General features: G+C 63.7%; 30 protein-coding genes. 18 read left to right on the forward strand and 12 right to left on the reverse strand.

All coding sequences use genetic code 11. The features are described 5' to 3' along the window. Positions 1-212: 212 nt before the first annotated feature. The 14 genes from HLH48_RS15450 to HLH48_RS15515 all read left to right on the forward strand — a co-directional run bounded on the left by HLH48_RS15450 (position 213) and on the right by HLH48_RS15515 (position 9,036). Complete coding sequence (locus HLH48_RS15450; protein WP_182998385.1) at positions 213-899, forward strand: hypothetical protein; 687 nt, start codon at positions 213-215, stop codon at positions 897-899. Next, complete coding sequence (locus HLH48_RS15455) at positions 887-2,272, forward strand: DUF1173 family protein (RefSeq protein ID WP_182998386.1); 1,386 nt, start codon at positions 887-889, stop codon at positions 2,270-2,272. The genes HLH48_RS15450 and HLH48_RS15455 overlap by 13 nt, the downstream gene beginning before the upstream one ends. Then, on the forward strand, positions 2,259-2,744 hold the full coding sequence (locus HLH48_RS15460; RefSeq protein ID WP_182998387.1) for a transcriptional regulator: 486 nt from the start codon (positions 2,259-2,261) through the stop codon (positions 2,742-2,744). The genes HLH48_RS15455 and HLH48_RS15460 overlap by 14 nt, the downstream gene beginning before the upstream one ends. Further along, a complete protein-coding gene (locus tag HLH48_RS15465) occupies positions 2,725-2,997 on the forward strand; it encodes a DUF2312 domain-containing protein (RefSeq protein WP_182998388.1) in 273 nt (90 codons plus the stop codon). Before HLH48_RS15460 ends, HLH48_RS15465 begins: the two co-directional genes overlap by 20 nt. Before the next feature lie 14 nt (positions 2,998-3,011). Continuing rightward, entirely contained in the window at positions 3,012-3,587 is a 576-nt protein-coding gene (locus HLH48_RS15470) for an HD-GYP domain-containing protein (protein ID WP_182998389.1), read from the forward strand. Between the two features lie 106 nt (positions 3,588-3,693). Further along, positions 3,694-4,059, forward strand: a complete 366-nt coding sequence (locus HLH48_RS15475) for a hypothetical protein (protein ID WP_182998390.1) — start codon at positions 3,694-3,696, stop codon at positions 4,057-4,059. 6 nt (positions 4,060-4,065) lie between these two features. Continuing rightward, positions 4,066-4,656, forward strand: a complete 591-nt coding sequence (locus HLH48_RS15480) for a cytochrome b/b6 domain-containing protein (protein WP_264812347.1) — start codon at positions 4,066-4,068, stop codon at positions 4,654-4,656. 168 nt (positions 4,657-4,824) lie between these two features. Further along, positions 4,825-5,331 carry a hypothetical protein gene (locus HLH48_RS15485; RefSeq protein ID WP_182998392.1) on the forward strand — a complete coding sequence of 169 codons (507 nt, stop codon included), beginning with the start codon at positions 4,825-4,827 and terminating at the stop codon, positions 5,329-5,331. Further along, positions 5,328-6,035, forward strand: coding sequence for a hypothetical protein (locus HLH48_RS15490; protein WP_182998393.1), 708 nt, complete (start codon positions 5,328-5,330; stop codon positions 6,033-6,035). The genes HLH48_RS15485 and HLH48_RS15490 overlap by 4 nt, the downstream gene beginning before the upstream one ends. Before the next feature lie 621 nt (positions 6,036-6,656). Further along, positions 6,657-7,112: a single-stranded DNA-binding protein gene (gene ssb, locus HLH48_RS15495; RefSeq protein WP_182998394.1), complete on the forward strand. Its 456-nt coding sequence runs from the start codon at positions 6,657-6,659 to the stop codon at positions 7,110-7,112. 72 nt (positions 7,113-7,184) lie between these two features. Next, positions 7,185-7,385 carry a hypothetical protein gene (locus HLH48_RS15500; protein ID WP_182998395.1) on the forward strand — a complete coding sequence of 67 codons (201 nt, stop codon included), beginning with the start codon at positions 7,185-7,187 and terminating at the stop codon, positions 7,383-7,385. 14 nt (positions 7,386-7,399) lie between these two features. Further along, positions 7,400-7,627 (forward strand): hypothetical protein, encoded by a 228-nt coding sequence (locus HLH48_RS15505; protein WP_182998396.1) that lies wholly within the window; start codon positions 7,400-7,402, stop codon positions 7,625-7,627. A gap of 359 nt (positions 7,628-7,986) precedes the next feature. Continuing rightward, positions 7,987-8,676 (forward strand): hypothetical protein, encoded by a 690-nt coding sequence (locus tag HLH48_RS15510; protein WP_182998397.1) that lies wholly within the window; start codon positions 7,987-7,989, stop codon positions 8,674-8,676. An 81-nt stretch (positions 8,677-8,757) separates the two neighbouring features. After that, positions 8,758-9,036 (forward strand): hypothetical protein, encoded by a 279-nt coding sequence (locus HLH48_RS15515; RefSeq protein ID WP_182998398.1) that lies wholly within the window; start codon positions 8,758-8,760, stop codon positions 9,034-9,036. 845 nt (positions 9,037-9,881) lie between these two features. Here the strand turns inward: HLH48_RS15515 and HLH48_RS15520 are convergent. The 3 genes from HLH48_RS15520 to HLH48_RS15530 all read right to left on the reverse strand — a co-directional run bounded on the left by HLH48_RS15520 (position 9,882) and on the right by HLH48_RS15530 (position 12,295). Further along, positions 9,882-10,535 (reverse strand): hypothetical protein, encoded by a 654-nt coding sequence (locus HLH48_RS15520; protein ID WP_182998399.1) that lies wholly within the window; start codon positions 10,533-10,535, stop codon positions 9,882-9,884. Then, positions 10,532-11,323: a hypothetical protein gene (locus HLH48_RS15525; protein ID WP_182998400.1), complete on the reverse strand. Its 792-nt coding sequence runs from the start codon at positions 11,321-11,323 to the stop codon at positions 10,532-10,534. Before HLH48_RS15525 ends, HLH48_RS15520 begins: the two co-directional genes overlap by 4 nt. 75 nt (positions 11,324-11,398) lie before the next feature. After that, positions 11,399-12,295 (reverse strand): NUDIX hydrolase, encoded by an 897-nt coding sequence (locus HLH48_RS15530; RefSeq protein ID WP_182998401.1) that lies wholly within the window; start codon positions 12,293-12,295, stop codon positions 11,399-11,401. 402 nt (positions 12,296-12,697) lie between these two features. On the opposite strand from HLH48_RS15530, the gene HLH48_RS15535 reads away from it, so the two are divergent. The 4 genes from HLH48_RS15535 (at position 12,698) to mobF (ending at position 16,910) form a co-directional block, all read left to right on the forward strand. After that, positions 12,698-12,943, forward strand: a complete 246-nt coding sequence (locus tag HLH48_RS15535) for a FitA-like ribbon-helix-helix domain-containing protein (RefSeq protein WP_182998402.1) — start codon at positions 12,698-12,700, stop codon at positions 12,941-12,943. 98 nt (positions 12,944-13,041) lie between these two features. Next, on the forward strand, positions 13,042-13,365 hold the full coding sequence (locus tag HLH48_RS15540; protein WP_264812346.1) for a PIN domain-containing protein: 324 nt from the start codon (positions 13,042-13,044) through the stop codon (positions 13,363-13,365). Positions 13,366-13,458: 93 nt separating this feature from the next. Next, positions 13,459-13,755, forward strand: a complete 297-nt coding sequence (locus HLH48_RS15545; RefSeq protein WP_182998403.1) for a hypothetical protein — start codon at positions 13,459-13,461, stop codon at positions 13,753-13,755. Next, positions 13,752-16,910 (forward strand): MobF family relaxase, encoded by a 3,159-nt coding sequence (gene mobF / locus HLH48_RS15550; RefSeq protein ID WP_182998404.1) that lies wholly within the window; start codon positions 13,752-13,754, stop codon positions 16,908-16,910. Before HLH48_RS15545 ends, mobF begins: the two co-directional genes overlap by 4 nt. 19 nt (positions 16,911-16,929) lie before the next feature. Here the strand turns inward: mobF and HLH48_RS15555 are convergent, their stop codons facing one another. From HLH48_RS15555 to HLH48_RS15595, 9 genes are read right to left on the reverse strand one after another with little or no spacing between them, the layout of a single operon-like run. Beyond that, the gene (locus HLH48_RS15555; protein WP_182998405.1) at positions 16,930-19,299 is read right to left on the reverse strand and encodes a type IV secretory system conjugative DNA transfer family protein; all 2,370 of its coding nucleotides are present in this window, start codon (positions 19,297-19,299) and stop codon (positions 16,930-16,932) included. Next, positions 19,296-19,760, reverse strand: coding sequence for a hypothetical protein (locus tag HLH48_RS15560; protein ID WP_182998406.1), 465 nt, complete (start codon positions 19,758-19,760; stop codon positions 19,296-19,298). Before HLH48_RS15560 ends, HLH48_RS15555 begins: the two co-directional genes overlap by 4 nt. Then, a complete protein-coding gene (locus HLH48_RS15565) occupies positions 19,757-20,257 on the reverse strand; it encodes a lytic transglycosylase domain-containing protein (protein WP_182998407.1) in 501 nt (166 codons plus the stop codon). Before HLH48_RS15565 ends, HLH48_RS15560 begins: the two co-directional genes overlap by 4 nt. Before the next feature lie 19 nt (positions 20,258-20,276). Next, positions 20,277-20,642, reverse strand: a complete 366-nt coding sequence (locus HLH48_RS15570) for a hypothetical protein (RefSeq protein WP_182998408.1) — start codon at positions 20,640-20,642, stop codon at positions 20,277-20,279. Beyond that, positions 20,639-20,899: an IcmT/TraK family protein gene (icmT, locus tag HLH48_RS15575; protein ID WP_182998409.1), complete on the reverse strand. Its 261-nt coding sequence runs from the start codon at positions 20,897-20,899 to the stop codon at positions 20,639-20,641. The genes HLH48_RS15570 and icmT overlap by 4 nt, the downstream gene beginning before the upstream one ends. A gap of 1 nt (position 20,900) precedes the next feature. Next, on the reverse strand, positions 20,901-22,043 hold the full coding sequence (locus HLH48_RS15580; RefSeq protein ID WP_182998410.1) for an ATPase, T2SS/T4P/T4SS family: 1,143 nt from the start codon (positions 22,041-22,043) through the stop codon (positions 20,901-20,903). Further along, the gene (locus HLH48_RS15585; protein WP_182998411.1) at positions 22,030-23,196 is read right to left on the reverse strand and encodes a secretion/conjugation apparatus DotM-related subunit; all 1,167 of its coding nucleotides are present in this window, start codon (positions 23,194-23,196) and stop codon (positions 22,030-22,032) included. Before HLH48_RS15585 ends, HLH48_RS15580 begins: the two co-directional genes overlap by 14 nt. Next, positions 23,193-24,104, reverse strand: a complete 912-nt coding sequence (locus HLH48_RS15590) for a type IV secretory system conjugative DNA transfer family protein (RefSeq protein WP_182998412.1) — start codon at positions 24,102-24,104, stop codon at positions 23,193-23,195. The genes HLH48_RS15585 and HLH48_RS15590 overlap by 4 nt, the downstream gene beginning before the upstream one ends. Next, positions 24,101-24,544 (reverse strand): DotD/TraH family lipoprotein, encoded by a 444-nt coding sequence (locus HLH48_RS15595; RefSeq protein ID WP_182998413.1) that lies wholly within the window; start codon positions 24,542-24,544, stop codon positions 24,101-24,103. The genes HLH48_RS15590 and HLH48_RS15595 overlap by 4 nt, the downstream gene beginning before the upstream one ends. Positions 24,545-24,567: the final 23 nt, after the last annotated feature.

Consider the following 24,567-nt stretch of genomic DNA (forward strand, 5'->3'; position numbering starts at 1 on the left):
CACTCGGTGTTGCACTCAGGGTCATGACACAGACCCGCATCGCGCCCGGCGTGGGCGCGCCTTCACCGCCCGGCTCGTTCATTGCGCCCCCCGTCTTCACGGAGGCATTGCAGTGTCTGGGCTGGACCGCCTCGTTTTTCTGCCAACGGACTGGCAAGCCGCATCATTATGTCAGGCGTTGCCGGGATCATGGGATCGACGACCCACGTATTGTGCGATGGCTGCTGGCCATGCGTCGGCTGCATGCGTTGCTGCCGGGCCCGGTCGACGAACCCTTTGATGATGGCGCGGAGCCCCGCTTCGCGGGCGAGGACCTGCTGCTGACGATCGGGCGCCTCGGATGGACCCCGCGCTTTCTCCTGGTCCGCGCAGGAATTGCCACACAGTCTCGGCTGAACGCCCTGCATCTTGGTCGGCCGCTGCCCCTGCCGGTCGATCGCTGGCTTGGACGCCTTTACGACGCCGATCGGCAGCTTACGCTGGATTGCCCGGATCCAGACGCGATCGTGCGTGCCATACACGTCGAAGGCGATCACTGGCAGCCCTCGTCCGATGCACCCCGCCGGACCAGACGGCCAGGGCGCCGGGTCGGCGAGGAAGAAACGCGTGCCCTTGCGGCGCTGCAACGCCTGGTCGAGCTCGAGCCCGATCCGGAGACGATTGACAGTCTGGAGGCCTATCAGGCGTTCCGCGCCAGGCACGCGGATCTGATCGCGTCCTGCGAGGCGGAGATCCGGGCTTACGGTCTGTTGTTCCGAACCGCGTCCCCGGGCGACATGCGCCGCGCCGGGCAGCGCCTGACAGTGCGCCTTCAGGGGCCGAGCACGGCGTTCGTGCAGGGCACAGCCATGGCGGTCTTGGACCGGGCCTGGGACGGGATCGGGGGATGGCGGAAATGATCAATAATCGTCCCCAGACATGGCTGACCTTTCCGTCTGCAATGGGTGGTCCGCCGGAGAGGGTAGACTATGCGTGGCGGCTGTCACGTCCGGCCGTCTTCCAGGCGTGTCTCGCGCGTCATCACGGCAAGCTGCCGCGCCCTCATTGCGACTGTCACGACCAGGGCAGGCCGCTCCAGTTGTCGATCAAGGGGCGTACCGACGAGGTGGAGGGGCAGCGGCGGACTGTCTACCATCTTGCCTGCCAGAAGCAGGAAGGCCCCCTCCATCGGCCCGGCTGCCCTTTCCACGGTACGTCCGAAATCGGTCAGAGCGACGCCGCCCGTATGCCGGCGATCCGAAGTCACGAGGACGGCACGGTGTCGATGACCGTCGATATTCCGTTTGGCCTGGCGAAGAGTGTCGCGGATGCTGAGGGCCCTCGCGAGCAGGAACGCGAAAGAGGTCGGTTTGGAAGCGGTGGTCTCCAGCGGAATCGTCTGACGTTGCTGGGATTGTTGTGGGCGATCTGGGACCGGGCACATCTTTCCGGCTGGTCGCCGGCGCAGACGAAAGCACGCTTCCCCAGGGTGCTCCGCCAACGCCTGCTGACGGCGATGGCGGGGCTCGAGACCAACGGCGTTGCCCTGGCCCAAGTAGCGGATGTGGTCCTCTGGAAGGCCGATTGCCGTGCGACGGCACTTCAGGATCTCGCCGTTCGGAACAGTGGCCGGAGCCGTGTACTGCTGATCGGGCGTCTCAGCGCGCTACCCATGCCGGCGCCGACTCCCCATGCGCCCGACCGCTGGCGGATGAGCCTCGACGGCACGTCGGATGTCGGCCTGAGTGTGTTCATTGAGCGCGGCCGCCTGGGGAACTGGGCCGGCCGTTATCCTCTCGCGGCGCGCGTGTTGGGTGGAACGGATCGCCCCTCTGTAGGTGCCAACGTCTTTGTCATTCTGACGGCAACAATGCGTGTCTATGCGCCGCCGGCCGGCCCGACCCGGGTGATCGCGGACGTCCAGGACTATGCCCTGATGGAAACTAGCCTGCAAATGGTGCCCGTGGCGAGCGCGCTCGAGTTGCGCGTGGCAGACGACCTCGTCGCCGCCGGCCGCCGCTTCAGCAAGCCGCTGCGCTACGATCCGGATGCCGAGCCGGTTCTGCCGGACTTTGTGCTGCAGGATACCGGGGCGGCTGGCAGGCGGACACCCATGGAGGTGTTCGGTCGCACGGATGAGGCCTATCAGGCGCGTCAGGCCGAGAAGACGGCCTGGTATGATCTCCGATATGGGCGTGCGGGATGGTGGAGCTGGGAACCCGCAATTCAGCCTGAGCCCCCGCCGTTTCCGCCGGCGGCATTACACGGGCAAGACCCTGATGCCCGGCGATAGCCCGGTGCGTCGTCTCGCGGTCAAGGGCATCTCGCTCAGACAAGCGTTCGAGACGATCGGCTGGAGCGTGACACAGGCGGAGCGTCGGTCGCGCGTGCATCGTCACCGCATTGCGCGCTGGCTCGCCGGCGCGCCCGCCGACCCAGATTTCGTGCAATGGATCGCCGCTCTCGAGCGCCTGCACCGGCGGCTGGCGAGCCCCCTCAGTGTCCATGTGCAGCCGGGCGGCAATAGACCGCAGCCGACCGCTTATGAGCTCACCCTCGCATGTTTGACAATCGGCTGGAGTGAACGCCAATTCGCCGAACGCAGCTGCATTCATCGCACGACGCTCCGGCGGCTGGACAGGCATCGTCCGGTTCAGGACTGGCGCGTCGGCCGCTGGGTGGAGCTTCTCGCCGACGGTCACCGGATGCATCCCCAACCCGAAACGTCGATAGAGAACGCACGTCATGTCCACGATCAATTTTGAAGACGGCGCATCCGCAAACACGGGTGGCGTCGCGGCCGACAGGCTGCGCAGCATCATCGAGCGCGTCGAGCGCCTCGAGGAGGAGCGCAAGGCGCTCTCCGGCGACATCAAGGATATCTTCGCGGAGGCGAAATCCGCAGGCTTCGACGTCAAGGTGATCCGTCAGATCATCCGGCTCCGGCGCCAGGAGCCGGCCGAGGTCGAAGAGCAGGAGACGCTGATGGACATCTATCGCCGGGCACTTCGAATGTGAGCCGGATCGTGCGCATGACCACCGGCAATACGCTGGTCACACTGGTTCGCCGTTCCAACGAGATCGACCCCGGGCACGGTGCGCGGGTTGGCGCCATGGCGGCCTGCCTGGCGGCTGCGGGCGGGTACGGTATCGATCTGCCGATCCTGCGTTATGCCGGAGTGCTGCATGACGTGGGCAAACTGGTGCTGCCGCCGGCGTTACGTGATCTGCGCTTTCGTCTGACGCCGAACGAGCGCAGACTGATCGAGCAGCATCCCGCACTCGGCGTGGGGCTGATCCAGGCCTCCGGCGAGACCGTCCATCCGCGGGTATTGGAGGCCGTGCTTCTCCATCATGAATGGTTCGACGGATCCGGATACCCGCTGGGTCTCCGTGGCCGGCTGATTCCGCTCTCCGCGCGCCTGGTCGGGATTGCCGACGTGATCGACGCGCTGCTGAGCGCACGTGCCTACAAACGCGCATGGAGCACGCCCGAGGTGCAGGCCCATCTGCGCAGGCTGTCCGGCCGACAGTTCGAGCCGGCCCTGGCGCGCCTCGCGGGTGCCATGTTCGAGAGATTATTGGATGCACGCGACAACACACGATAACAATTCGGCTGTCGTGCCGTGGCCCGAGTCAGGCGGGCCGGACCGACGTGACCCTTCCTGTCCGGGCGGAGCCTCAGCACAGATGTCTTACGTATCGATCGCCACCATGCGCTTCCGCCCGGAAGGCGTGGAGTATTATGACCGAAGGGTGTGGCGGCGCTCGTATGAGAAAAACCCGCACTGGTGGGTCCTGACGATTGGTGACGATGTCGACGACCGTTTCGTGATCCGTGGCGGGGCGATTTTCCGGGCGAGCAGTACCGACCCCGAGGACCCGTCCGTCTTGAAGGCGGTGGAATGGTATATGTATAAAAACTGGTTGTTTCTCGGGATAGTAACCGAAAACACTCTCTGGAAAACCGCCAGATTTACCAAGAACAACCCGGATGAACCGATCCTGCAGGATACTGCGATCGCGGCCGTCGAGCGGAATGTGGCGCTGCTCATGACGCCGGTGGCGGGGACCGCCTGATTGCGGGTGCCGAGCAAGGAGCGCGTCTCCGCTCTGCCCCTGCCGCCGATACGCTGGCTTCTTCACGGGCTGAGCGCGGCCATTATTCTTTGGCTCATGGTCTCCGGCTTCGCCGTTGTGGGTCTTGACCGGGGATCGGCGCTGCGATTGGTCATTGACACGGTGAATCCCGTGCTCGGCGCTTTCTTCGTGCCGATATTCATAGCCCGCGCTGTGCTTTATCTACGGACGCGGCCTTTTCATCAGTGGGATTCTGTGCTTCGCGAACAGCAGATGATGGTCGCGGGACAGGTGGCCCTTTACGTTTGTATCTTCGTCGTCCTGCTCACCGGACTGCTGATGATGCCGGCCGGCTGGAAACTGATGAATGTTGTTCCGGCATACGGCCGTGTCGTCGGCGATGGCGTGCGTTCCTCGTCAGCAACGCTCCATTTCTGGACGGACGGCGCCCTGGCATGTCTTGTCGCCGGACATGTCGCGATGGTGGTGGCTCACGAGATGCGTGGCCGCCCCGTGCTTTATCGGGTGCTTCCTTCTCGTGCAGCAAACAATGGCAACAGATGCGGCCGAGATCCGCAGGGAGAAAAGCGGACGTGATAGCGGGCTGAAGCCGCAAAGGGAGCCAGAGGCAATACGAAAGGGTTGCCGGCCAGAATCCGCGCCCCAGTTCAATGGTCCGCCCTGCGGGCCGGGCGCAGGCGCCCGCCATTGAGCAGGCGCACGGATCCCGGCCGGGGTGGATGGGTAAGGAAGGAGAAAACCACCATGCCCATCCACCGCCTGTCTCTCGTGTTTCGAGGCCGTCTCTCGGCGGTTCCAGCTGTCCTCTGGCGGCAACATGCGCCGGTCGCGTCGGTTTCGGTTGCACCGGACGACACGGTCGCCGATGTCCGTGAGCGCCTGATGTGTGAGTTGATCCGGGTTCTCCACCCGGACGACTGGCAAAACGGCCATGACGGCGCATGGGCCCCCCGGTATCTTGCGATCGTGGAAGAGGCAGTACCGGGACCTGCCGACGCGATCGCCGACCCGGATGCGCCGACTTCCCCGCTGGCGGCCGAACCGTGGCCCCTGGCACCGGATCCGGAAGCCTATGGTGAGCGGGCCGGCTGGTGGATCGTCGTCGACGGCACGGCCGAGCGCGAACTCAGCCCGGCTTTTCCGACACGGGATCTCGCCGAGCAGGAAGCGGAGCGGCTCAATCGGGCGGATCCGCACGCCGAATGGTACCGGCACTGGTTCGCGGTCGAATGCGAGGGACCGGAAGCATGAGCAACTGCGCCATCAACGGGTTCCGGATCGACGGACCTGCGGAGTGCCTGCGGGCGGTTGCCCACTGGCTGACGTTGCCGCCGCCGGCGGATGGGCAGGCTGTGATGACGTTTGATCTGGCCGGCCTGTACGATCAGTCGGCATGGAATGTCGCCGAAGAGCTCGCGGCAAGGGAGCCGGGGGCCTGTATCCGATACGAATACAGGCCGGAATACTGCAACTTCATGCTGACTGCGGTCGGAGCGTGGCAGGACGGCAGGGAATTGTATCGCGCCGTTCTTCAGGAGGAAGCCATGATCTGCTACGGCGGATGTGACCACGAGGGGCAGGGATGTCTGGCCTGCCTGAATCTGGTCGAGCGTACCGACGTGAACCAGCGGGCTGCCGCGCATTTTCCGTTGCACCGGCATTTTGACGCAATCCGCGATCTGCCCTGCGGGAGCGCGGGTTGGCGGATGCTGGTCGACAATCCGCCATACCAGTACGCCGCCCTCCGTCTGGCAGCCTCCGGCGAGACAGCGGACGTCCTCGACATTGCTCCCGGAGAGGGAAGAGCCCGCCTGTTCGGACGGGTCGATACCTTTGGTTTGTTTGGAGATTATCGCCCGCTCGGACGCGCGGATCTCCTCCAGCTTCATGGGGATCTTCCCCCGCATGTTCTTGCGGCATGGGAGACGTTCGCCGGTTGCCCTTTCCCGGACTGATTGGCAGGAGCCCCTTCTGAACGTGGTCCTGCCTGCCGCCAGTCGGGGAAGGGAGTAATGGGGTGTTTGGGGAGTGTGACGGCTCCTCGACCCCCCTGACACGCCTGCGGCGCGTCAGGGGGGCACGCTCCGGGGATTACGCACCGCATCCAGCGACAGTGTGACAACAGCCCGTGCGGTCTATCAACAGGGGATCGACCCTCGCCGCGCCTGGGCCACCCCGCGTTCAGCGCAGGCCCTGCGGTCCCGCGCTGCCCGCGGGGCGACCGGCTTGCTCAAGCCGCTCCCCTGTTGACAGACCCCCCGGCCCGTCGTCTTGCCGAAGGCAGGATGTGGCTCAGAAAAGCGCTCCATCCCCTGCGCTCTCGTCACCGTCGCGGGCGCTCGCCGCCCCGCACCCCGGCAGCGATGTGGTCTAGTAAAGCAATCGGTTTTTTTCAGTAGCGCAAGCAAGAAAAGTGGCACAAACGCAAATAAATATCGCCAATATTGGCTGTTTTCTGCTGTTTTTTCTTGCTGCTTCCGCGCAACCTGTACTATTCTTTTCTTGTCGAGAGGGATTGGCCCTCGGCAAGGCCAGAATAGCTGGTTCGGAAATACTGTAGCTGTGGAGTGTAGATAATGGCCGGTTCCGTCAACAAAGTGATCCTCGTGGGCAACCTGGGCAAGGACCCCGAAATCCGTCACGCGCAGAGTGGTGCGAAGATCGTCTCCCTGACGCTGGCGACCAGCGATACCTGGAACGACAAGGCGTCCGGCGAGCGCCGCGAGAAGACAGAGTGGCATCGGGTCGTCATCTATAACGAGCGCATCGCCGATGTCGCGGAACGCTTCCTGCGCAAGGGGCGGAAAATCTACCTCGAAGGCTCACTCCAGACCCGTAAATGGACCGACCAGTCGGGCCAGGAACGCTACACCACCGAAGTGGTCGTGGACCGCTTCCGGGGCGACCTGGTGCTGCTGGACAGCAACCGGGACGCGGATGACCGCCATGTTGGCGGGAGCGGGCCCGGGATGACGCAGACTCGTGCCAATGCACCGGCCGGCCGCGATGAACTGGACGAGATTCCGTTCTAGGACCGCTCTCCCGTGGCCGGATCGCACGCCGGCCGCGGTGCCTCTTCCTTTTGCCTGTCAGCGAGATCCCTGATGACGTGCAGCCATTCCATTGCCGTATCGAAGCTCCTTGCCTTTCTGCGCAGCCACGATTGCACCCTGTCGGCTGTCCCGGTCGGGAACGACGAAATCGAAGTCCGGTGCATGCTCTACTCGGCGTGCGGCGGCGGCAGCATCGAAACGACCCGTATCCCGGCTACCTGGACCGCCGCGCGCAACTGGCTCGGCTATTGAGGGAGGATCGGCCAGTGATCGACGACATCAATTTCACACGCAGCGCCGGCGATATGGACGTGCGTATGCGGGTGCTCCAGACCTTCCGCCTTGAGCGCGCGGCGAACGGTACCATTCGCGTGATTGACGAGCAGAAAGAGCAGGGAGGGCATCCGTGGGCGGTCGGCTTCGGGTTCGCGACCTCGGCGGAGGCAATCGCAGCATATGAAGTCGCGGATTTCCATCGCATTCGGATGGGGTGATGGGCGGATATCCATGTCCGTCGTGGACGCGCTACGCGCGGCCTACGGCTGCGGCGTGCTACGCCGCATCCACGATGCAAGCGTATTGTGCAGTGCTATACTGCCTGCATTGAAGACGAGGAACTTGAATTAACCGTTCCCTGTCAAGTTCCGACAAACAATATTGCAACAGTATTTCCGGAGTCATGACATCAGTACATGACATAGGCTGTTGTTATGCAGTAATACTTCTATTCAACTTACGGGATCGGCGCTATTCTTTGACTTGTGAGAGGGAAACAGCTTCCTCTCATGAAGCGCCCCGGTCTGGTGGTGGATCACCAAGCCGGGGCTGACGCAGAACAGAAAAGGGTGATTTCATGTCCGACGCTACCACCACAATGGCCGCCGCTCTCGGGTCCGCGCAAGAGCGCAAGGCGAAAAAGTCCGCACAGGCCCCGAGCAAGACCGCTCGCGACCGGGAATTTCAGGCAGCAATCCAGCGCAACCGCGAGAACAACGTCATCACCCTTGAGGGGGTCCGCCTGATGACGCCAAACGCGACCCTTGCCGGCAATTTCGAGCGCCTCCTTGGCATTGCGGTGGCCGATTACGACGAGACGTTCGGCGCGGGATACAATGCTACCATGGACGAGATGAAGGCCATGGCCACCGTGCTGGCCTATGAGTGGCGCGGCGAAACCGAGTATCGCAATCTGGAAATGCACATGCAGCGCGTCGTCGGTGCCCGTATCGCGTCCGCCCATGGTGCCGCCCGCTTCTACCAGAGCAAGGCCGCCGTCTCCCGCGAGCTTAATTCGGCCCTGCGCAACCCTGACCGTGACGAGGACCGGATGGGCGTCGACGGTCAGGAAAACCGGGCGCAGAATGCCCGCCTGTTCGCCGCACAGGCCGGGGCGCGGGCCTATGCCCTGCTGGCCCTTGCCGAGGGCGCGGCCAAGGCATATGCGGAATTTCTCGGCAGCGAATGGCAGCCCTACAGCCCGCGTAATGGCCGCACGCTGGACCAGCGCGCCAACGCCGAAGCGCTCGACGCGCTCGGCTTCTGACACCGGCCGGAAGGAGGGGCCGCCCGCGCGGCCCTTCCGAACCGGTCCTAACCGCCCAGACGTGAAGGCAGCCATACCGAAATGCAGCTTCCCCTTTTCAAATCCCTTCAATCGATCAATATACAGGACGACAAGGCCACTGAAGTCGTCGAAGCCATGGAGGGCTACATCGCCATGAGGATCGCTGAAGCGAATGCTCCGTTGCTGGCCGAACTCCGTAGCGTCCGCGCCGAGATGAAAACGGAGAACGGCGCCGTAAAGGCGGAAATCGGTTCCGTTAAATGGATGGTCGGCGCGATCGGCCTTTTGCTTACCCTGATCGGACTCGCGCCGACGTTCTTCAAAGCGTTTGGGCACTGATGCCCCCAGACATCGCCCAAGCGAAGGCGGCCCTCCGGGCCGCCTTTTTTCATTATAAGCGCTAAAATGAAAAACGCGGCGTACGGCCCGGCTGCATAGCCGCTCTTCCCACGGGCCGCGTTATGCCCGTTTGCCACATATCCACCGGCCGCGATCCTGACTCTTGGCGGTCGATCGCGGCCGGTGGATATGCTCCGACGCCCCTGCGGGGCGCCTCCGGCCCTTCGGGCTGGAAAACGGGCATAACGCTCAAGACATCGAGCAGCGCAGCCTGCTTCGAACTCTCCAGTGCTGGGGCGCGTGTGCCGGCGTGACGATGGCCGCGCCTTCGAACGGGGAGCGCCCCTGCGCATGGCGAAGCCCACGGGCTCCGACCGAAGGGGCCGGACATCCCTTTTCATTATGGGTATCGACCATCGGTTCCGGCGCATCCACGGCCGCGACGTCGTTCTTCCCGCGCGCCGCGTTGTCCCCGTTTACCACATATCCACCGGCCGCGATCCTGACTCTTGGCGGTCGATCGCGGCCGGTGGATATGCTCCGGCGTCCCTGCGGGACGCCTTCGGCCCTCCGGGCTGGAAAACGGGGACAACGCGCAGGTCCGACGAATGCGCGGCAGGAGCGCCGGCCGGCATCGTTTGGTGTTGCCCTCATAAACCACAGGCGATCCCCAGGGCCGCTTGCGCCATGAGGCGCGCGGCCCCGGGGATCGCCTGCTCCGCGCTACGCGCTCCGGCCCTTCGGGCTGGATTATGAGGACAACCGGGCCTGGTCTCCCTGGCCGAAGACGGTCCAGCCAGGCCGCCGCCTCTCCCTTGGCCCGTCGGTGTCCGCCTCGCCGGGGTTTACGGTTTGCCCTTCAGGGCGGCGTCGAGATCACACCATAAATGGACACGCTGTTCGTCGGTGACGGCGTGCTTGACGCAATACAGCCCCACCGCCGCGTCACGGTGCATGCCATACCACAGCAATCCGCCACCGGCCCCAGCACATAGGAGGAACGTCGCGAGGTTCAGCGCCATCCAGCGCATCGTCATCAGGTCCACGAACGTCTGCACCGTCGATGGCAGCTCGTCTTTCCAACGCTCTTTCATCGCGTCACCCAGCGCCGCCTCCGCCTTTCGAACGATTGAAGCCACCATGAACTGGGTATTGGTGGCGGCCTGGCTCTCGGCCTGCTTCTCCACCCGATCGCGGAGTACTGCGGCGAGCTTCACCTCCTCACGGAGCTTTTCGACCAGCGGTCCTGCTTCGCCTGCGACTGTCTCTTGCAGCAGTTCCACCTGCCGTGCCGCGCCGTCGCAAGCACTGAGCAATTGCACGATCAAATCCGCCAGATGCTCGTGTTCCCGCGAAAACGCTATGACCGCTTGCCCGAGTGGTTCGTGGGGGAGAACACCCGCCGCTGAAAGGGCGGCGAGTGTCTTTTCGTGCAACGCACGTTGTCGAGCCGGGACGAGTTCCGCGGCCGACAGGCGCTGTGCATCGCCCGGGCTCATGGAAACAGATCCGGTCTGGCCGAATCCAGAACGCCTGCCATGAACGCATCGCGCCACTGTCGGGCCATAGTGGGCCAGAAGATACTTGGGGTATCCCCTGATTTCGGCTTTTTGCCTTCAAGCGCGTCGTGAATTGACATATCCGCTCGCTCGAGGTCTCCGAGGCACGCGAGGAACGGAACAGGAATCAGCTTGACGCCCTCGCTGCCCATTTCTTGCACGCGCCGGTCGCTGACAAAGAACTCCATGATGGCGGTCGGGATACGAAAGCGGTCGCCGACACCGCCGTTGAGAAAGAGTACCCGATTTGTGACGTCACAGAACGGTCCGTTCTTCCACGCCCGATAGACATTCTCGATGTCGTCGTAACTTGTGCCGCAGAAGGCATGAACAACGAGATCGATGTTCGCCTCCTTCAGTCCGGTGACCAGATCGAGGTCCTCAGCGAGGCGACGCGGCATTGTATCATTCCCGCCCAGATCCATGATCGTGGTGCTGCCACGCTCGGCACAATCTGCGATCGCCACGCTTACCCATTTCTTGAAGTCGTCGAGATCGCCGGATTTTGGCGGCGGCAGCACGAGATCCGGATAGCGCGATAATTGGCGGCGCATCGTGTCGTTCTGGATGTCGCCATCCGCGATGCGAATGTTCTTTCGGCCGGCCTTCAACGCTTCGTTAACAAGCGCAATTTCAGACGTGCTTCCTCCGTTGCGTCCCCGGCCCTCGCGCCAGATCAAGCGCGCGCGCTCGGGTGGGGCCGCAGGCTGTGCGTTTTTCATGATCATTTAAACTCCCTCACAGGCGAGATCGTCCGCCAAGGGGGAGCCTGCCAGACAGCGGTGAGAGTTCCGCGTTTCAGATCAGGAAAAAATGCCTCGGGTTGCCGCCCTGTTGGCGCGCCCCAGTGCCTGCCGCTTGAGGCAAACTTCCATCGGTAGTTCGAGTGCGACGCGCCCTGCGGCTATTCCGATGATGACCTCGGCGTATGTTTGAGGCAGAGGAGCCTCACGCTGGCGTTTCTTGAACAGATAATACCAGCAGCGCAGCCAGTCGTCCTCACTCTCGAATGTCATTTTCAACGGTAGGCGTTCGAAACCTCGCTCCGGCGGCAAGTCCGGCCCATAGCGCCACTTTCTGGCACTCTCCGGCTGTGCTTCCAGCGTTTCTACCGTCAGAACCCTGATCTCGCCCCACTGTGCGCGTGGCTTTTGATACGGCCAGTCCTGATCCGACCGGTCAAGCTCCTCCTGGCTGGCTAACGGTGAGAGCAATAGCGGATCACCCTCCGCCAGCGGTTCCACCGCCACAGGCTCTTGGTGGCGGGTGGCCGGAGGCGGTGCCGCGTATGAGGGTGCTACCGCAGGAGCGGCTTGTGCTGGTGTCGGGGCGATTCGGTCCGCCGGCTCGCTAGGGATCGTGAACCCGTCGGCGCCCGGCATCACCTGGTATGCGGGCCGGCTTTGCCAGTCAGGCCGCAGATCAGGTGCGGCCGCATGGCGCGCTGCATCAAGAATGTCGCGCTCGTGCTTGCGGCGCAGTCGCTCTCGGGCCTTCCTCTCAGCTTCCTCCGCCAGCCGTACCCGGCCTTCAGCAACTTTCGCGCGAACCCGGTACCACGTTTTCTTCAGGGTTTCGGGCTGGGCTGCGCCGCCGTCGAGGTTGGTCAGGCCGTCCTCCGCAAAAGCAGCCGCCATCCGCGCCCAACGCACTTTCTTGTCGGCCCACGCCTCCGCGCAGCGGTCGAAGTTCTCGACCATGAACAGGTAGATCGGGGAGTGCGCCCATGAACCCGTACGGCAGGCCTCCATGGCCTCCCATACTTTCCCTGGTCCCCCGACTGACGTGCCTGCTGCTACCGCTGCCACGGCGATCCTCCTGCGGCTCAGACCCTATTGGCGGCTGCGCCGGCGGTCAAGCCCGAGGCGTATAGCGGCCGCTAAGGGACTCCTAGGGGAACAGGATCGGGACAACATTTAGAGCAGCACACAAATGCAAATTGCATTTGCATATTTTTGTGCGTCTACGCCGCCCTCCGAGGAGCGTCCTTCGCTCGCCGGAGTCCCGGGATGGGCCGAGGCGTCGCCTTCCCAGGCGGGAGGCGTTGCGTGGGCAGCAGTCATTGCCGACATTGCTATCAATGATTGCGGCAGGGGGACGCCATGGCGGCGATGACGATCCGTAATATCGACGAGGCACTGAAGCGTAAGCTGCGTATCCGCGCAGCAACGCACGGTCGCTCGATGGAAGATGAGGCCCGAGCCATTCTGCGAGCCGTGCTCGCCTCGGAAGACCCTGTTACTGTCCCGCTGGGAGAGGCCATCCAGCGCCGCTTCTCCGCCCTCGGTGGCGTCGAGCTCCCTGATATCGTGCGCGAGCCTATTCGCGACGTGGAACTCGACGGGTGATCGTTCTCGACACGAATGTGCTCTCGGAGGTGATGCGGCCGGCTCCAGATCACCGTGTGATGTCCTAGCTCTCGCAGCAGTCAACGGCCTCCCTGTTCATCTCAGCGGTGACCCAGGCGGAGATCCTCTATGGCCTTGCGCTTCTGCCGGAAGGCCAACGGCGGGACCGACTGCTCGCGGTGGCTCATGAGATGTTTGCCGAGGAATTTGCGTGGCGCATTTTGCCGTCCGATCGTGAGGCCGCAGCGGCCTATGCGGAGATCGCCTCGGCGCGCAGGAGGGGCGGCAATCCGATCAGCCAGTTTGATGCCCAAATCGCCGCCAGCGCGCTCTCACGCGGTGCTCGGTTGGCGACGCGCAACGAGCGGGATTTCGTTGGATGTGGCGTTGAGGTTTTGAACCCGTGGTCGCTCTGCCCCTGACGCCCTCTCTTCGGGCACGCCTCATCCAGTTCGAACTCTCACCGGTCGTTTGTAGCCTCTGATCAGACTGAAGTCCGATTGGAGGAGAGGGATTTGAGCCAGATCGAATCACTGAGGCGTCTTGCCGCGATCGAAACGCGGCTGGACTTTCTGGTCAGGCAGGCGGAAGCGGACACCGGCGATCGTGAGATCCTGCGTCAGATCGTGGAGACCCTGAGCGTTCAGGGCAGATTGATCGCCGATATCCACGCGGTGCTTCATCCAGAGGAAGACGCGGCGCAGACGGGGCCCGGCGTCCGTGAACTACTGCTGCAGATTCTCGCAGCCGTTGAGAGCCTGCGCGCTCCCATCACCAAAGCCCTCGCCCAGACGGAGCGCGCCCCGTCATGATGAGCTTCAAGAAAATCGCGGCGAACGCCAACGGCAAGCTGATCGTCGCCTATCTTCGTGAGAACAAGCTGGAGCCGCGCCAGGACATTGGGATGGCGACGGATCCGGCCGCCGATACCGGCCGCCGCCTGAATGCCTATTACACGGGTAAGGACGGGCGGGGAGCGTGGATGTCCGATATGGGGTCGCGTATTGCCGATGCGCTGGGTGTCGACCTGTCGCGGCCGCCCGGCGACAAGACCCTGGAGCGTCTCGTCACGGCGCGCCGGGCGGATACGGGCACGGAATGGGAAGCGACCAAGGGTCGGAAGCGCGAGATATCGGCCTACGACCTGACGTTCAGCCCGGACAAGAGCGTCACCCTCGCTGCGGAGTTCGCCGGCACGGCGGCCGAACAGGGCGTGATCTGGATTGCCATTCATTCGGCGGCCGAGGCTGCGATGCGCCTGGTCGCATCGGAGGTCGGCCAGGCCCGGCGGACGGTCAACGGTGAGATGTTCGTCGAACAGGGCGAAGTCGCCTGGATCGCTTTCCGCCATTACACGGCGCGGCCAACCCTGGATATCCAGGACGGCTATGGCGGGGTCACCGCGAGGGTCGAGGTTCCGGTTCCTGGTGATCCCCAGGCCCATATCCATCATCTGCTGCTCAACATCGTCGCCACCGAAAGCGGGCACCTTGGCTCGCTGGATTCCCAGCGCATCACGGACACGACCGCCCATCTCTATGGTGCGTATTTCCAGGCGATCCTCGCTCAGAGGCTCCGGGAGTTGGGGATCGCGGTGCATGTGGATGAGCGCGGACGCGCCATCCGGATCAGCGCGATCCCCGAGCACGCCAGGGACGCCTTTTCGAAGCGGCATCACGACACGGAAGCGAGGGCAAAATCCTTTGCCAAAGCCCAGGGCCGAGAGTGGGCGGGAATGTCGGCCGACGAGAAGTATCGCGTCCTCTACGAGACCAACCTGCGTTACCGTCAGGCCAAGTATGATGGCGGCAACGAGCGCGAGATCTGGCGGGAGATGGCGGCGGCGATCGGCTGGTCGCACGACACTGTTCTGACGGAGGCTCCGGCTGCGCTACGCCCGCGTTCCGACCGGCTGGAGGAGGCATACACCATCGCTGCGAAGATGATCGCGGAAGAGTTCAAGACGGCCGCGGTGATTGACCATGATGTGCTGCGTCTCCACGCGGCGCATGGCCTGATCGCTGCCGGCATCGAGGATGCTGCGGACATCACCCGTGTGGTCGACATGGTGGAGGCACGGGGCCTCCAGATTGAGGGGGAACAGAGCGTTCTGCACATCCGCGAACGGCATGGCCGCGTCCGGGTGACGAATTCCCGTCAGTTGCGCGTTGAACGGGAGGTGGAGGCGCTTCTCACGGAAGCGGTCGCGGCACAGGGCGGCGCCCTGTCGGTTGAGAGCATTCGCGCGGCGATCGGCCGTTCGAACCTGGATTTTCAGAGCAACGCGATTCATGGTCAGGCGCAGCTTAACATGATTCACCATTTCGGGCGCGCGAAGCAGATTGCGTTCCTGATGGGGGTGGCGGGTTCGGGGAAGACGGCCATGCTCAGCGTGTTGAGCGACGCGTGGCACCAGGATGGGCGTAAGGTGTTCGGTGCCGCCATGGCCTGGCAACAGGCAGAGAACATGAAGGGTGCAGGCCTGGACGGCGCGTTTGCCATGACAAAGCTTCTGAACGATCTGGACCGGGGCAGGCTTGCTCTCGACAGCAAGAGTGTTCTGGTGATCGACGAGGTGAGTCAGGTGGCGCCAGAGCAGATGCTGCGGCTTTTGCAGCACCAGAAGCAGATGGGCTTCGCGTTGCGTCTGATCGGCGATCGGGAGCAGGGGCAGTCGATCGGCGCCGGCGACGCGGTCGAGTTGCTTTTGCGTCATCTGCCGCCCGAGGTAACGCCCGAAATCCTCACGACCGTGCGGCAGCGGGATGCCCGCGACAGAGCGATTGCCGGCATGTTCCGGAGTAACGGCCGTGACGTCACAATTTCGGAGGACGAGCAGCGACAACGCGATGTCGCCCGGGTGAGCGAGGCTCTGGCGATGAAACGGACCGACGGCACGGTGCGCCTGGTCGGCGGCGATCTGGATCAGGTGGTGACAGAAATTGCCGAGTTCTATCTGAGGCGCAGGGAAGTGCTCGCCGCCGGCGGCGCCAAGCGCGGGATCACCATTTCCGTTCCTACCAACGAGGACGCGGCGCTGATCAGCCTTGCCATTCGCAATCGGCTGAAAGCGCGTGGCGAACTGACCGGACCGGAGCGGGTCATCGCTGCTGTGGATCAGCGGGGGCAGACGTTCGACCTGCCGATCGTCCAAGGCGACCGGGTGCGGCTGTTCGATCGGATCTACGTGCCGACACCGAACGGCTACGGGCGAACGACGTTCGGCTCTAATGGCGATTTCGTTACCGTGCTGGGGTGGGACGAAAAGACTTTGCGCCTGCGCAACCGGGATGGTGTCGAGGCGACGATCTCTTTGGACGCGCTCCGCGATCCGACTGGGAAAACGGATCGGACGCGCCTCGGGTTCGGTTACGCCATGACGATCGATTCCGCTCAGGGTATCACCTCGGACGAGCACATCAACGCGATGCCTCGGGGAACGGGGAGCATGACAGGGTTCCGTGCTTACGTGGCGGAGAGCCGGCACATCCTTCGGTGCTGGACGATGATCTCCGAAGCCGCGTTGCGCGAAGCGGAGGAACATTCCCGGCCGCTGGGTGATCCGACTCCGGTAACGCTCGCCGACCTCTGGGAGAGGGCGATCAAGGATCTGGCACGGCATGAATACAAGGCGCTGGGGATTGATCTGCTGGCGTCACGCAAGGAACTCGAGCGTATCCTGACGCTGGCGGCCAAGCTTGCCGAGCGGCGTGAACGTATGTTCGGTCAGAAGCGGGATCCCTCGGAGGAGTATCGCAACCGCGCCGCCACCAAGGAAGTCGCTGCCGTTGAGCCGGCTGTCCTGTGTGATCTCGGATACTCGCTGCGCAAGACCGGGCGCGAGCTGCGAGAGGCGTTGGAGCGGCAGACCGCGCTTCGCAAGGCCGAAGAAACCCGTGCCCGTCAGAGCGAACTGGAGCGGCAGCAGGAGCAGGAAAGGGGACGAGGGCCCGCGCCGGCAATGTAGGATCGCTCGATCCGTGCGCTCATGCTTCAGCGGACGCCTCAAACTCATAGTCTGGGGCGTTGGTCGGCTCTCTCGAGGGGACGGGGTCCCGACCTGACACTCTCAGATACGCTTCCACCAGGACCTGGAAGGGGGCGACAGGCCCTTCCTTCGCCGGCGTCGGCACAGCGCTGCCGGCGGAGTCATCGTCGGCAACCGCGTGATCCTCCGTCGCGGGAGGCGCAGCGGCCTCGGTCGGTGCCGCAGCGGCGGGAGAGGCCGCGGCTGGCGGCTCCTGGTTCGCCTTTTCAGGCGGGGACGACACCTCCGGTCTGCCCGCCGGCACGCCAAGCACCTGCGCCAGGTAATCGTGAACGACGCCGGCCTCGTCGATCGGGGAGAGGTCTTGGCTGATGGCGCGGGCATAGGCATCGCAAAGCAGCCCGATCTGGCCGGCCGGTTTAGTGCGGTCTTCGGGGGTGAGGGCCACTGCGCCCTTCAGGATCGCATTTCGGGCGGTCTGTGTTGACATGGCGGCCGCTTTGTCTCCTGTGCCGGGTCCGCAATTCGGGGCGCGTGTGAGCTTCTCAGGCACGCGCAGATAGCCCCCACTGTCGAGTTTCAGATCCAGCATCTGTGCGAAGACACGGCGCCCGAAGAACGTGATGATTGCCTGTCCTCGCTTCTGGCTGACGATGTCGCGCCAGGTGAATGCCGGCATCTCCCGGACATCGGCCTGGCCGGGGTCGAAATACTGTCCCGACAGATCACCCAACTGCCATCGTGCATTAACCGACACCTGGACCTTCGGGATGCCGCTCTCGATCCATTCTTTCGTGCTGGTCGCGTCTTCGAGCGAGTGAATGATCTTCAGGCGCGGATTGGACAGGAGCGCGTTGGCCCGGTCCTTGCCCATCTGGGCGTAGAGTGAGCTGATTTCCTGAAACGCCAGCACAAGCATGAAATTGATCTCGCGGGCGAGTGCGGCGATGGCATCCGCCCCCTGGGAGGCGTATTGCGGAAGTTCGTCTAAGGCGACGCCGAAGACTGTGTGCGCGGCCGAGATCCGGTTATCCACGATGCGCTTGCGTTCACCTTCAAGCTGGCCGCCGATGGCGGGAGCCATGCCGTAGCGGATCGCGTTCGTCACGAAGCGGCCGAGACGCGCGTTCACCTTCTGGTCGTTCTCAAGGCTCGGCAGCACGACGTGAAGGACGCGACGATTGAACATGATGTCGCGGATGTTGATATCGCCGTCGTCGACGTCAAAGATGTGGCCGAACGTGTTGCTGAGCTGCGTGTACGTCGCGCCGAAGCCGCCGACGACGTACGAGTGCTGTTCCCTGACCTTGGACTGGGCGTCAAGGCCCTTGGTTCTGCTGTAGCCCCCGGTTTCGGCCATGTAGGCGCGGATCGCGGTACTCAGCCTCTCAGGGAAGACCCGAATTCGCCTGCCATCGGGCAACGTTTCGGGCGCTAGCGTGACCATACGCCATTCACGGCGCCCGTTGTCCCAGTAGTTGACTCTCGGATACGGAATCTCCGCGCCGTCCTCTGGCGTGAGCAGGATCAGGCTTTCGAATTCGGAGGTCAGTTTGCGCAGGGTCGGCAGGTTGATCGGTAGGCCGTAGACGTCGCGCATCCAGACGACGACGTCGCTCATGACCGTAATGAGATCCGTGGCCCGCGCGGTGAAGAATTTCTGCGATTCCGCCCCTGAGCCGGTATCTTCCGGAATGAACAGCGTCATCAGAAGATTGCGTATGGCGTCGGCGTTCTCGTGGGCGAAGGGGTTCCAGGTATGGGATTCCCGTGATCCGCTGGCCACGACCATGTTGAGGATACGGAGATCGCCTTCGCGGCCATAGAGGCGCATCAACGTGGCTGTGTCGGCCCACGTGGCATTCGTGCCCTTGCCGTCAACCATGATGAAGCCCGATCCGTGGGCGACCAGGTTGGCGAAGATTACGTAGAGCGAGTTTGTCTTGCCGCTGTTGCTGCTGCCCGGAAGTTCGATGTGGGTCTTGGCGTCTTCGGTCGCGATCCATCCCTGTTGGCGGGTGATCCGGTCATGAAAGAGCAGCATGTCGCCCTTGGCGGGGCCGGGCCGCTTCGAATTGTGCAGCGGGAACACGGGATCCCTGCGTCGCGAAAATGCCGGCATGCGCATCGGCAGAACCGGACGGCGCGCGAGGACGAAGCCTGTGAAGATTCCTCCGGCGACGAACGTCAGATCCGCGAGTGCGGGAACGACATAGCCGGCGATCGCCAGGCTTGCGGGAACGACGGCGGATGCAGGCTGCCCCAAGAACTCCCAGAGCTTGGCAGTAGGGCGCCGTGTGTCGCGGTAGTAGCCGGTGTCGGCAACGAGGTGGCGGTCAAGAGGACCCTGTATATTGAGCTCCTTCATGGCATGCCGAAGTCGGGCACCGACGCTCGCGCGGGCTGGGTCGGGGCAGGCGGACGACGTGTGGTGCCCTCGAGAACCCCTCCGTCGCCCCTGGCAGAAAGGGCATGGGCCGACCCGCCGATGCCCGGCGGGAAGGGCAATGTCCGGTCTTTCGGTCCGTCACGATGAAACAGGAAGGTGGAAAGCAGCACACCAAGACTGACGCCAGCGCCGGTGAGAACAAGCCAGCGCGCGCGTCGGGCGCGGATTGTCCGGGCCGTCCCTGACGTAACCTCAGGATGTGCCGGCGAGTTCTCGACGAGATCGCGACTTCCGGCACGCGATTGTGGGCCCACTGTTACGATGATCGGCTGCGAGAACGGGGAGTCCGACGCATGTCGAAACTCGAGTTCGATCGTGCCTTCCGGACGGATAGTGGACTTGAGGTCTTGGACCGGACCCGAGATCGTCATGTTCATCATGAATCCTTCTTGTGCGAGGGGCCTTCGATGGCCGGGCGGTTGCGATTACGCTCCATCTGTTGGAACGCTCTGGCCAGACGGCCGAGATAAAGCTGCTTCTCGGGGCCGGAGTGGGAGTGGTACCGCGCGACGCCATCCCAGAAATCACTGGTTTCCTGGATTGCCCGCTCCAGGATCCATGCGCCAGCCTCGAAATTCGCGCAGACGCTGTCGCGCAGGGCGAGGTAGGCCGATTGCCGTGTCGTGCTCCAGTGGGTCATGAGGGCGGGCAGCCAGTAATCGTTGACCTGCATGGGACCGATATCGAACGAGCCATTGCTGTTCTGGCTGACGGCGCCGGGTCGGCCGGCTTCGACAACGAGGATCGCGTACAGGAGATTGGGCGGAACACGATGCACCGAAGCTGCCGCGTAGAGGCAACGCCGGATTTCTTCGGGGGACGTCGCGCCCGCATGTCTGGGGGCTGTCGATGCGGTCGCTGCAATCATCAGCAGCATCGCACGCCAGGCGAAGAACCTAGCCTTCATGGGGCACGAGCCCCGCGAGCTGAAGGATGTCGACCCGGCGATGACAGTCCATCGCTGCGGCAAGAGCGCGATCGAGCACGAGCGAGAATACGCCGACCGATGGAACGGCAGCTTCCTCGAGACGGTATCCAGTGATCGATCGCGGCGAAGGCGAGAATGCCAGGTCGAGACCGATATTCCCTTCGCGACGCTCGATACGGTCGGCCGCGATCAGAAACAGCGGAGTGAGATCCGGATTTTCCGGATCCAGTTCATGGAACGTGCCGTCGATTTCATGATAGCCGAAACCGTCTGCGTTTCGTCCGATCCATTCGGAGATATCCTTTCGGATGACGTCGAGCGCAATCGCGATCATCGGACGTAATGCCTTCTACGGTAGGATGGAATGTGCGTTCTGACCGGGCCGACGACCCACACCCGGAGGATGCGGCCGAAGACGACCGGCGTGATGTTGAAGAATGCGAGCCCGGAGAAGACGAGCACAAGGACCCCGGATATGATCGTGAGCCATTTGTCCCACGTGATGATGGGGATCAGGAGAAAGATCAGTGCGCGAGCATCGACAATGAAGAATGTCAGTGGCTCGGCCGTGTATCGCCAATATGCGCGCATGTCAGTCATCCTCCCTTGAAGCCCGGTCGGCGACCGCATCGGTGATCAGCCCGGCTTTCAGGGCACGGGCGATCGAAACGTCATATGTCTGTCCCCGGTCGGCGATGGCGTCCTTGAACAGGCCGCTCCAGCGGCGTACCGGATTATCGAAGAGGCTGTCGCGCAGCCTACGATCGACACGGACGAATTCACGAATGGCGATGCGTTTCCCGTCGCGTGACTCGACCAGTCGCTGATTGACGATGACCCGCGAGTGTTCGGCGACGTTATTCGCCATGTCCTCGCGCTGGTCCGGTGGGCAAAGGCTGTTGATGCGCCCGATGGTGCTGCGGATCGAGTTGGTATGCAGGGATGCGAGCATACGGTGATTCATGATGCCGGCCTGGATCGCCGCCATCATGGTGCCTGCGTCGCGGACCTCCTGGACGATGATGTGCGTCGCTTCCTTCCGCGCCGACGTTTCGATGAAATCCTTGAAGGTTTCGAGGTTCGTCGGAATGTCGATCTGGCAGATGGTGCTGCGCTTACGTGCGATGAGGTCATAAAGGATCTCAATCGGGGCGGAGCCTTCGAGGATATTGAAATCGAGAGCAGGGTTCTCGAGCCAGGACCGCACGAAGCCGCCCAGAAGCGTACTCTTGCCATGGCCGGTTCCCCCGGTGATCCAGTAGAGGCCGGGTCCGCCGTCCATGGCTTCATCCAGCAGCGGTTCGACGCCCTGTTCCTCCTTGGTGCGGGGTACGTCGACCAGGGGCCGGATCACGACGGAGATGCCTGGCTTGACGCCGACCTGACAGGCATGTGCGTTGATACGATAGGAATACCGTCGCCCGCGATGGCCGTCGGGCAGGATCGCCGTACTGAAATCCATCGCGCGCTTACGCTTGACGCCCGATGACGCACCGTTGCCTTCATAGAGGCTGTCCAGGATCGCCTCGACCTCTTCGGTGCGGAGCCGGTCCCGGGTCACGTCGTGATTGACATTGTATCGCCGGATCATGACGGGTGAGTCGCTGCGCAGTTCGACGCGGGACGCGTCGATTGATGAGGTCCAGGCGAGAAGGCGCCTCAGGGCCTCCACTGGATACTGCCCGGCGTCGTCGGGAAACGTGAGGGCTCTTGCGTTGATGTCAGAGAGGACCATCGGTGTTCTCCCTGGCTTCGCGGCTGTACAGGTTCTGCAGCGCTTCTCGTGTTCTGGCCTGCATCGGTCTCGCGATCGCAGCACCGGCGATGCATTCCGCTTCCCAATGTTCCAGGGCCCCAAGGGCTTCGACGTCACTGGTGCCGGCACCTCCCCAGATCGGTCCCTTGTCCGGCGGAAACGAGACCCCTTGCAGCACCATCCATAGCGACCGGTCATAGAACTGGACGGCGGAGAAGAGCCCAGGATTCAGCAGGCTTCCCTCCCTGCGGGCGGTCTGGAGCAAGGTGAGGAGCACGCCAGTCGTATAGTGGTGTCGGGGGACAAGCGCCTTGATCTCAGGCCACTTCGACGAGGCATCCTTGGCCATCGCTGCCATCTTTCGGCTGAAGGCGCGTGAAGGCGTGAATGGCTTTCTGGGGCCGTGGAGGCGGTCAGCCTGCGGGTGGGGTACCGATAGCGACAGGGTTTCAAGCAGCTTACGTGCTTCGCTGGTCTTGAGACGATGATGAAGTATGAAGGCCATCGCGAGGCACTGAACCACGGGAGAGGCGTCTTCCAGCGTCGTCCAAGGTGTCCCGCACTGGCGCGTCAGCGCGGCAGAGGCGTCGCTGGGGGAAAACGCTCCATCCCTCACGCAAAAGCGGGCGGTCCATTCCCTGGGCTTCAGAGGGGGATCGAGCGGCCGGACGCGCTCGCCCGGGTTCAGCGTGCGTGGCGGCAGGCGATAGCCAACCCAGGCGGCGCCGATAGGATGGACCTGTGCGACCAGGCGTTGAAGAACCGTCATGTCGACGCGCCCGCCGAACCGGACGCTGGCCGCACGAAGCGCGCACGCGAACGCGCAGGCGAGCAGTAATGTCGATGTCGCGGGCCGGTAGAACATTCCCGTCTGTGTGAGCATCCGCCACATGCCATGGGCGGTCACCGTGTCAGGGTGCATGCGGCGCAGCGCATCGTGATAGGGGTCGGCCTTCGGAAAGAGGGTGGCCATCCCCCGGAACTCGAGCAGCTTCAGGTCGACCACCACCCTGGATATTTCGGCATGATAAAAGGTCCATGCCTCATACGACAGGCCGCCGACGAGCGCGAAGGCGGCCATGACGGCGGTGGCAAAGCGACCGGGATCGCTGGCGCTGCGGTTCCCGGTCACGGCGCGGACCCGGCAACGAGCCCCGGGGAGGAACGGACCCGCAGATCGTCGCGGTTTTCGATCCGAATGTTCTCGTCGCCTGAGACGGGCTTTCTGGTGACCTGGAATACGCCCGGCGTGGCCTTGCCCTCGGCGACGAGGATCCGCCACCGTGCCATCCCCATGATGTCGCGCTTCAGGCGCGCGAGATCGTTGCGGAACTGGTCGACAGCCTGCCCGGTGCCCGCCGCCCAGCCTTCAGCTGCGGCCTGCCGCCAAACTTCGACCTCTTTGGGGGTGCGTGGCAGTAGGTTTTCCGGCGTCGGGCGGGGGCTTTGCACCGCGGGTGTCAGCCAGCTCTGCCAGATGGGGGGGCGGGCGACGAGTTGCGCCTTCTGCAGACGGCGATAGACATGGTCGGCCTCCGATGCCGATTGGCCGGATGGATCGATGGCCTTGTCCATTTCCGCCTCCGAGATGACGGGAGGCAGGAGGAGCAGGCCTGTTCCGTCCTGCGGCAGCACAAGCGAGCGGAAGTCGCAGATTTCGTCGAGCAGCCTGGCATTGCGGTCGAGCATCACCTTGATGGCGAGAGATTCCGCCGCGAGGCCCGAGGTCGCACCAGCGGCCCAGGCGGCCTGCTTTACGGCAGACAGCCGCCCCGGATCGTCGTCGTGCGCGGGGCTGTATCCAGGTCGGGCATTCATCACGGATTCCAGGGATGGAAGGCTCGGGATATCCTGGGCCTGGGGCGCCTCGCGGCTACCGCTGATCGGATTGTCGATCGGCGACGCCGCCTCGGCCGAAGCCTGATTCGAGGCAGGCCATGGGGGCGCGACATCGGCCGACGGCAGTGGTTGATGCGAGACGCCGCATCCCGTAACCGAGACCACCACGGCGAACAGCACGGCCCTGTTTCCGAGTTTCATCGGAGGATCCTCCTGCGCCATGCCACACGCAGCTCGTGCTGCGCGATGTCGGTTTGCAGCAGTGCATAGTCGGCGCCGGCAGCCGCTACCTCGTCGATCAGGTCGTGAAGCGTCACGTGATTGAGGTCGACGGCGATCTCAGGTGCGAGGCCCGGTGCCGGGGGAATGACTGGCGTGTAGCCGGCCGCGCCGGCGAGAAGTGCAACGGCGTCGGCATATGTGCCGCGCCAGTGCCAGGACATCGGCCGCTCCAGTTCCGGCGGCAGGGCGGCGTCCGGACGTGCAAGCGGAAAGCGCGGATGTCCGGTGCGTTCGAGCCGTAGGGCGATATGGTGGGCTTGCTGCTGCAAAGGTGGCGCGGGCCAAACGGGGGCGCTGTCACAGCCGTGAAGGGCGGCGACGCAGACGTAGAGCAAAATGCGGGCACGGGATCGCTTCATGTGAGCAGTGGAGCATGAAGTGG

It is taken from the genome of Gluconacetobacter sacchari (genome assembly GCF_014174255.1).
Classification (GTDB): Bacteria; Pseudomonadota; Alphaproteobacteria; order Acetobacterales; family Acetobacteraceae; genus Gluconacetobacter; species Gluconacetobacter sacchari.

Excerpts from the sequence above, each read along its gene's own strand:
- HLH48_RS15460 (WP_182998387.1), top strand. The coding sequence starts at position 2,259 with ATGCCCGGCGATAGCCCGGTGCGTCGTCTCGCGGTCAAGGGCATCTCG.
- icmT (WP_182998409.1), bottom strand. The coding sequence starts at position 20,899 with ATGCGCGCATATTGGCGATACACGGCCGAGCCACTGACATTCTTCATT.
- HLH48_RS15485 (WP_182998392.1), top strand. The coding sequence starts at position 4,825 with ATGCCCATCCACCGCCTGTCTCTCGTGTTTCGAGGCCGTCTCTCGGCG.
- HLH48_RS15565 (WP_182998407.1), bottom strand. The coding sequence starts at position 20,257 with ATGCTGCTGATGATTGCAGCGACCGCATCGACAGCCCCCAGACATGCG.
- HLH48_RS15555 (WP_182998405.1), bottom strand. The coding sequence starts at position 19,299 with ATGAAGGAGCTCAATATACAGGGTCCTCTTGACCGCCACCTCGTTGCC.
- HLH48_RS15465 (WP_182998388.1), top strand. The coding sequence starts at position 2,725 with ATGTCCACGATCAATTTTGAAGACGGCGCATCCGCAAACACGGGTGGC.
- HLH48_RS15560 (WP_182998406.1), bottom strand. The coding sequence starts at position 19,760 with ATGATGAACATGACGATCTCGGGTCCGGTCCAAGACCTCAAGTCCACT.
- HLH48_RS15525 (WP_182998400.1), bottom strand. The coding sequence starts at position 11,323 with ATGATCATGAAAAACGCACAGCCTGCGGCCCCACCCGAGCGCGCGCGC.
- HLH48_RS15470 (WP_182998389.1), top strand. The coding sequence starts at position 3,012 with ATGACCACCGGCAATACGCTGGTCACACTGGTTCGCCGTTCCAACGAG.
- HLH48_RS15520 (WP_182998399.1), bottom strand. The coding sequence starts at position 10,535 with ATGAGCCCGGGCGATGCACAGCGCCTGTCGGCCGCGGAACTCGTCCCG.
- HLH48_RS15535 (WP_182998402.1), top strand. The coding sequence starts at position 12,698 with ATGGCGGCGATGACGATCCGTAATATCGACGAGGCACTGAAGCGTAAG.
- HLH48_RS15475 (WP_182998390.1), top strand. The coding sequence starts at position 3,694 with ATGCGCTTCCGCCCGGAAGGCGTGGAGTATTATGACCGAAGGGTGTGG.
- ssb (WP_182998394.1), top strand. The coding sequence starts at position 6,657 with ATGGCCGGTTCCGTCAACAAAGTGATCCTCGTGGGCAACCTGGGCAAG.
- HLH48_RS15595 (WP_182998413.1), bottom strand. The coding sequence starts at position 24,544 with ATGAAGCGATCCCGTGCCCGCATTTTGCTCTACGTCTGCGTCGCCGCC.
- HLH48_RS15590 (WP_182998412.1), bottom strand. The coding sequence starts at position 24,104 with ATGAAACTCGGAAACAGGGCCGTGCTGTTCGCCGTGGTGGTCTCGGTT.
- HLH48_RS15500 (WP_182998395.1), top strand. The coding sequence starts at position 7,185 with ATGACGTGCAGCCATTCCATTGCCGTATCGAAGCTCCTTGCCTTTCTG.
- HLH48_RS15490 (WP_182998393.1), top strand. The coding sequence starts at position 5,328 with ATGAGCAACTGCGCCATCAACGGGTTCCGGATCGACGGACCTGCGGAG.
- HLH48_RS15570 (WP_182998408.1), bottom strand. The coding sequence starts at position 20,642 with ATGATCGCGATTGCGCTCGACGTCATCCGAAAGGATATCTCCGAATGG.
- HLH48_RS15515 (WP_182998398.1), top strand. The coding sequence starts at position 8,758 with ATGCAGCTTCCCCTTTTCAAATCCCTTCAATCGATCAATATACAGGAC.
- HLH48_RS15455 (WP_182998386.1), top strand. The coding sequence starts at position 887 with ATGGCGGAAATGATCAATAATCGTCCCCAGACATGGCTGACCTTTCCG.
- HLH48_RS15530 (WP_182998401.1), bottom strand. The coding sequence starts at position 12,295 with ATGGTCGAGAACTTCGACCGCTGCGCGGAGGCGTGGGCCGACAAGAAA.
- HLH48_RS15510 (WP_182998397.1), top strand. The coding sequence starts at position 7,987 with ATGTCCGACGCTACCACCACAATGGCCGCCGCTCTCGGGTCCGCGCAA.
- HLH48_RS15580 (WP_182998410.1), bottom strand. The coding sequence starts at position 22,043 with ATGGTCCTCTCTGACATCAACGCAAGAGCCCTCACGTTTCCCGACGAC.
- mobF (WP_182998404.1), top strand. The coding sequence starts at position 13,752 with ATGATGAGCTTCAAGAAAATCGCGGCGAACGCCAACGGCAAGCTGATC.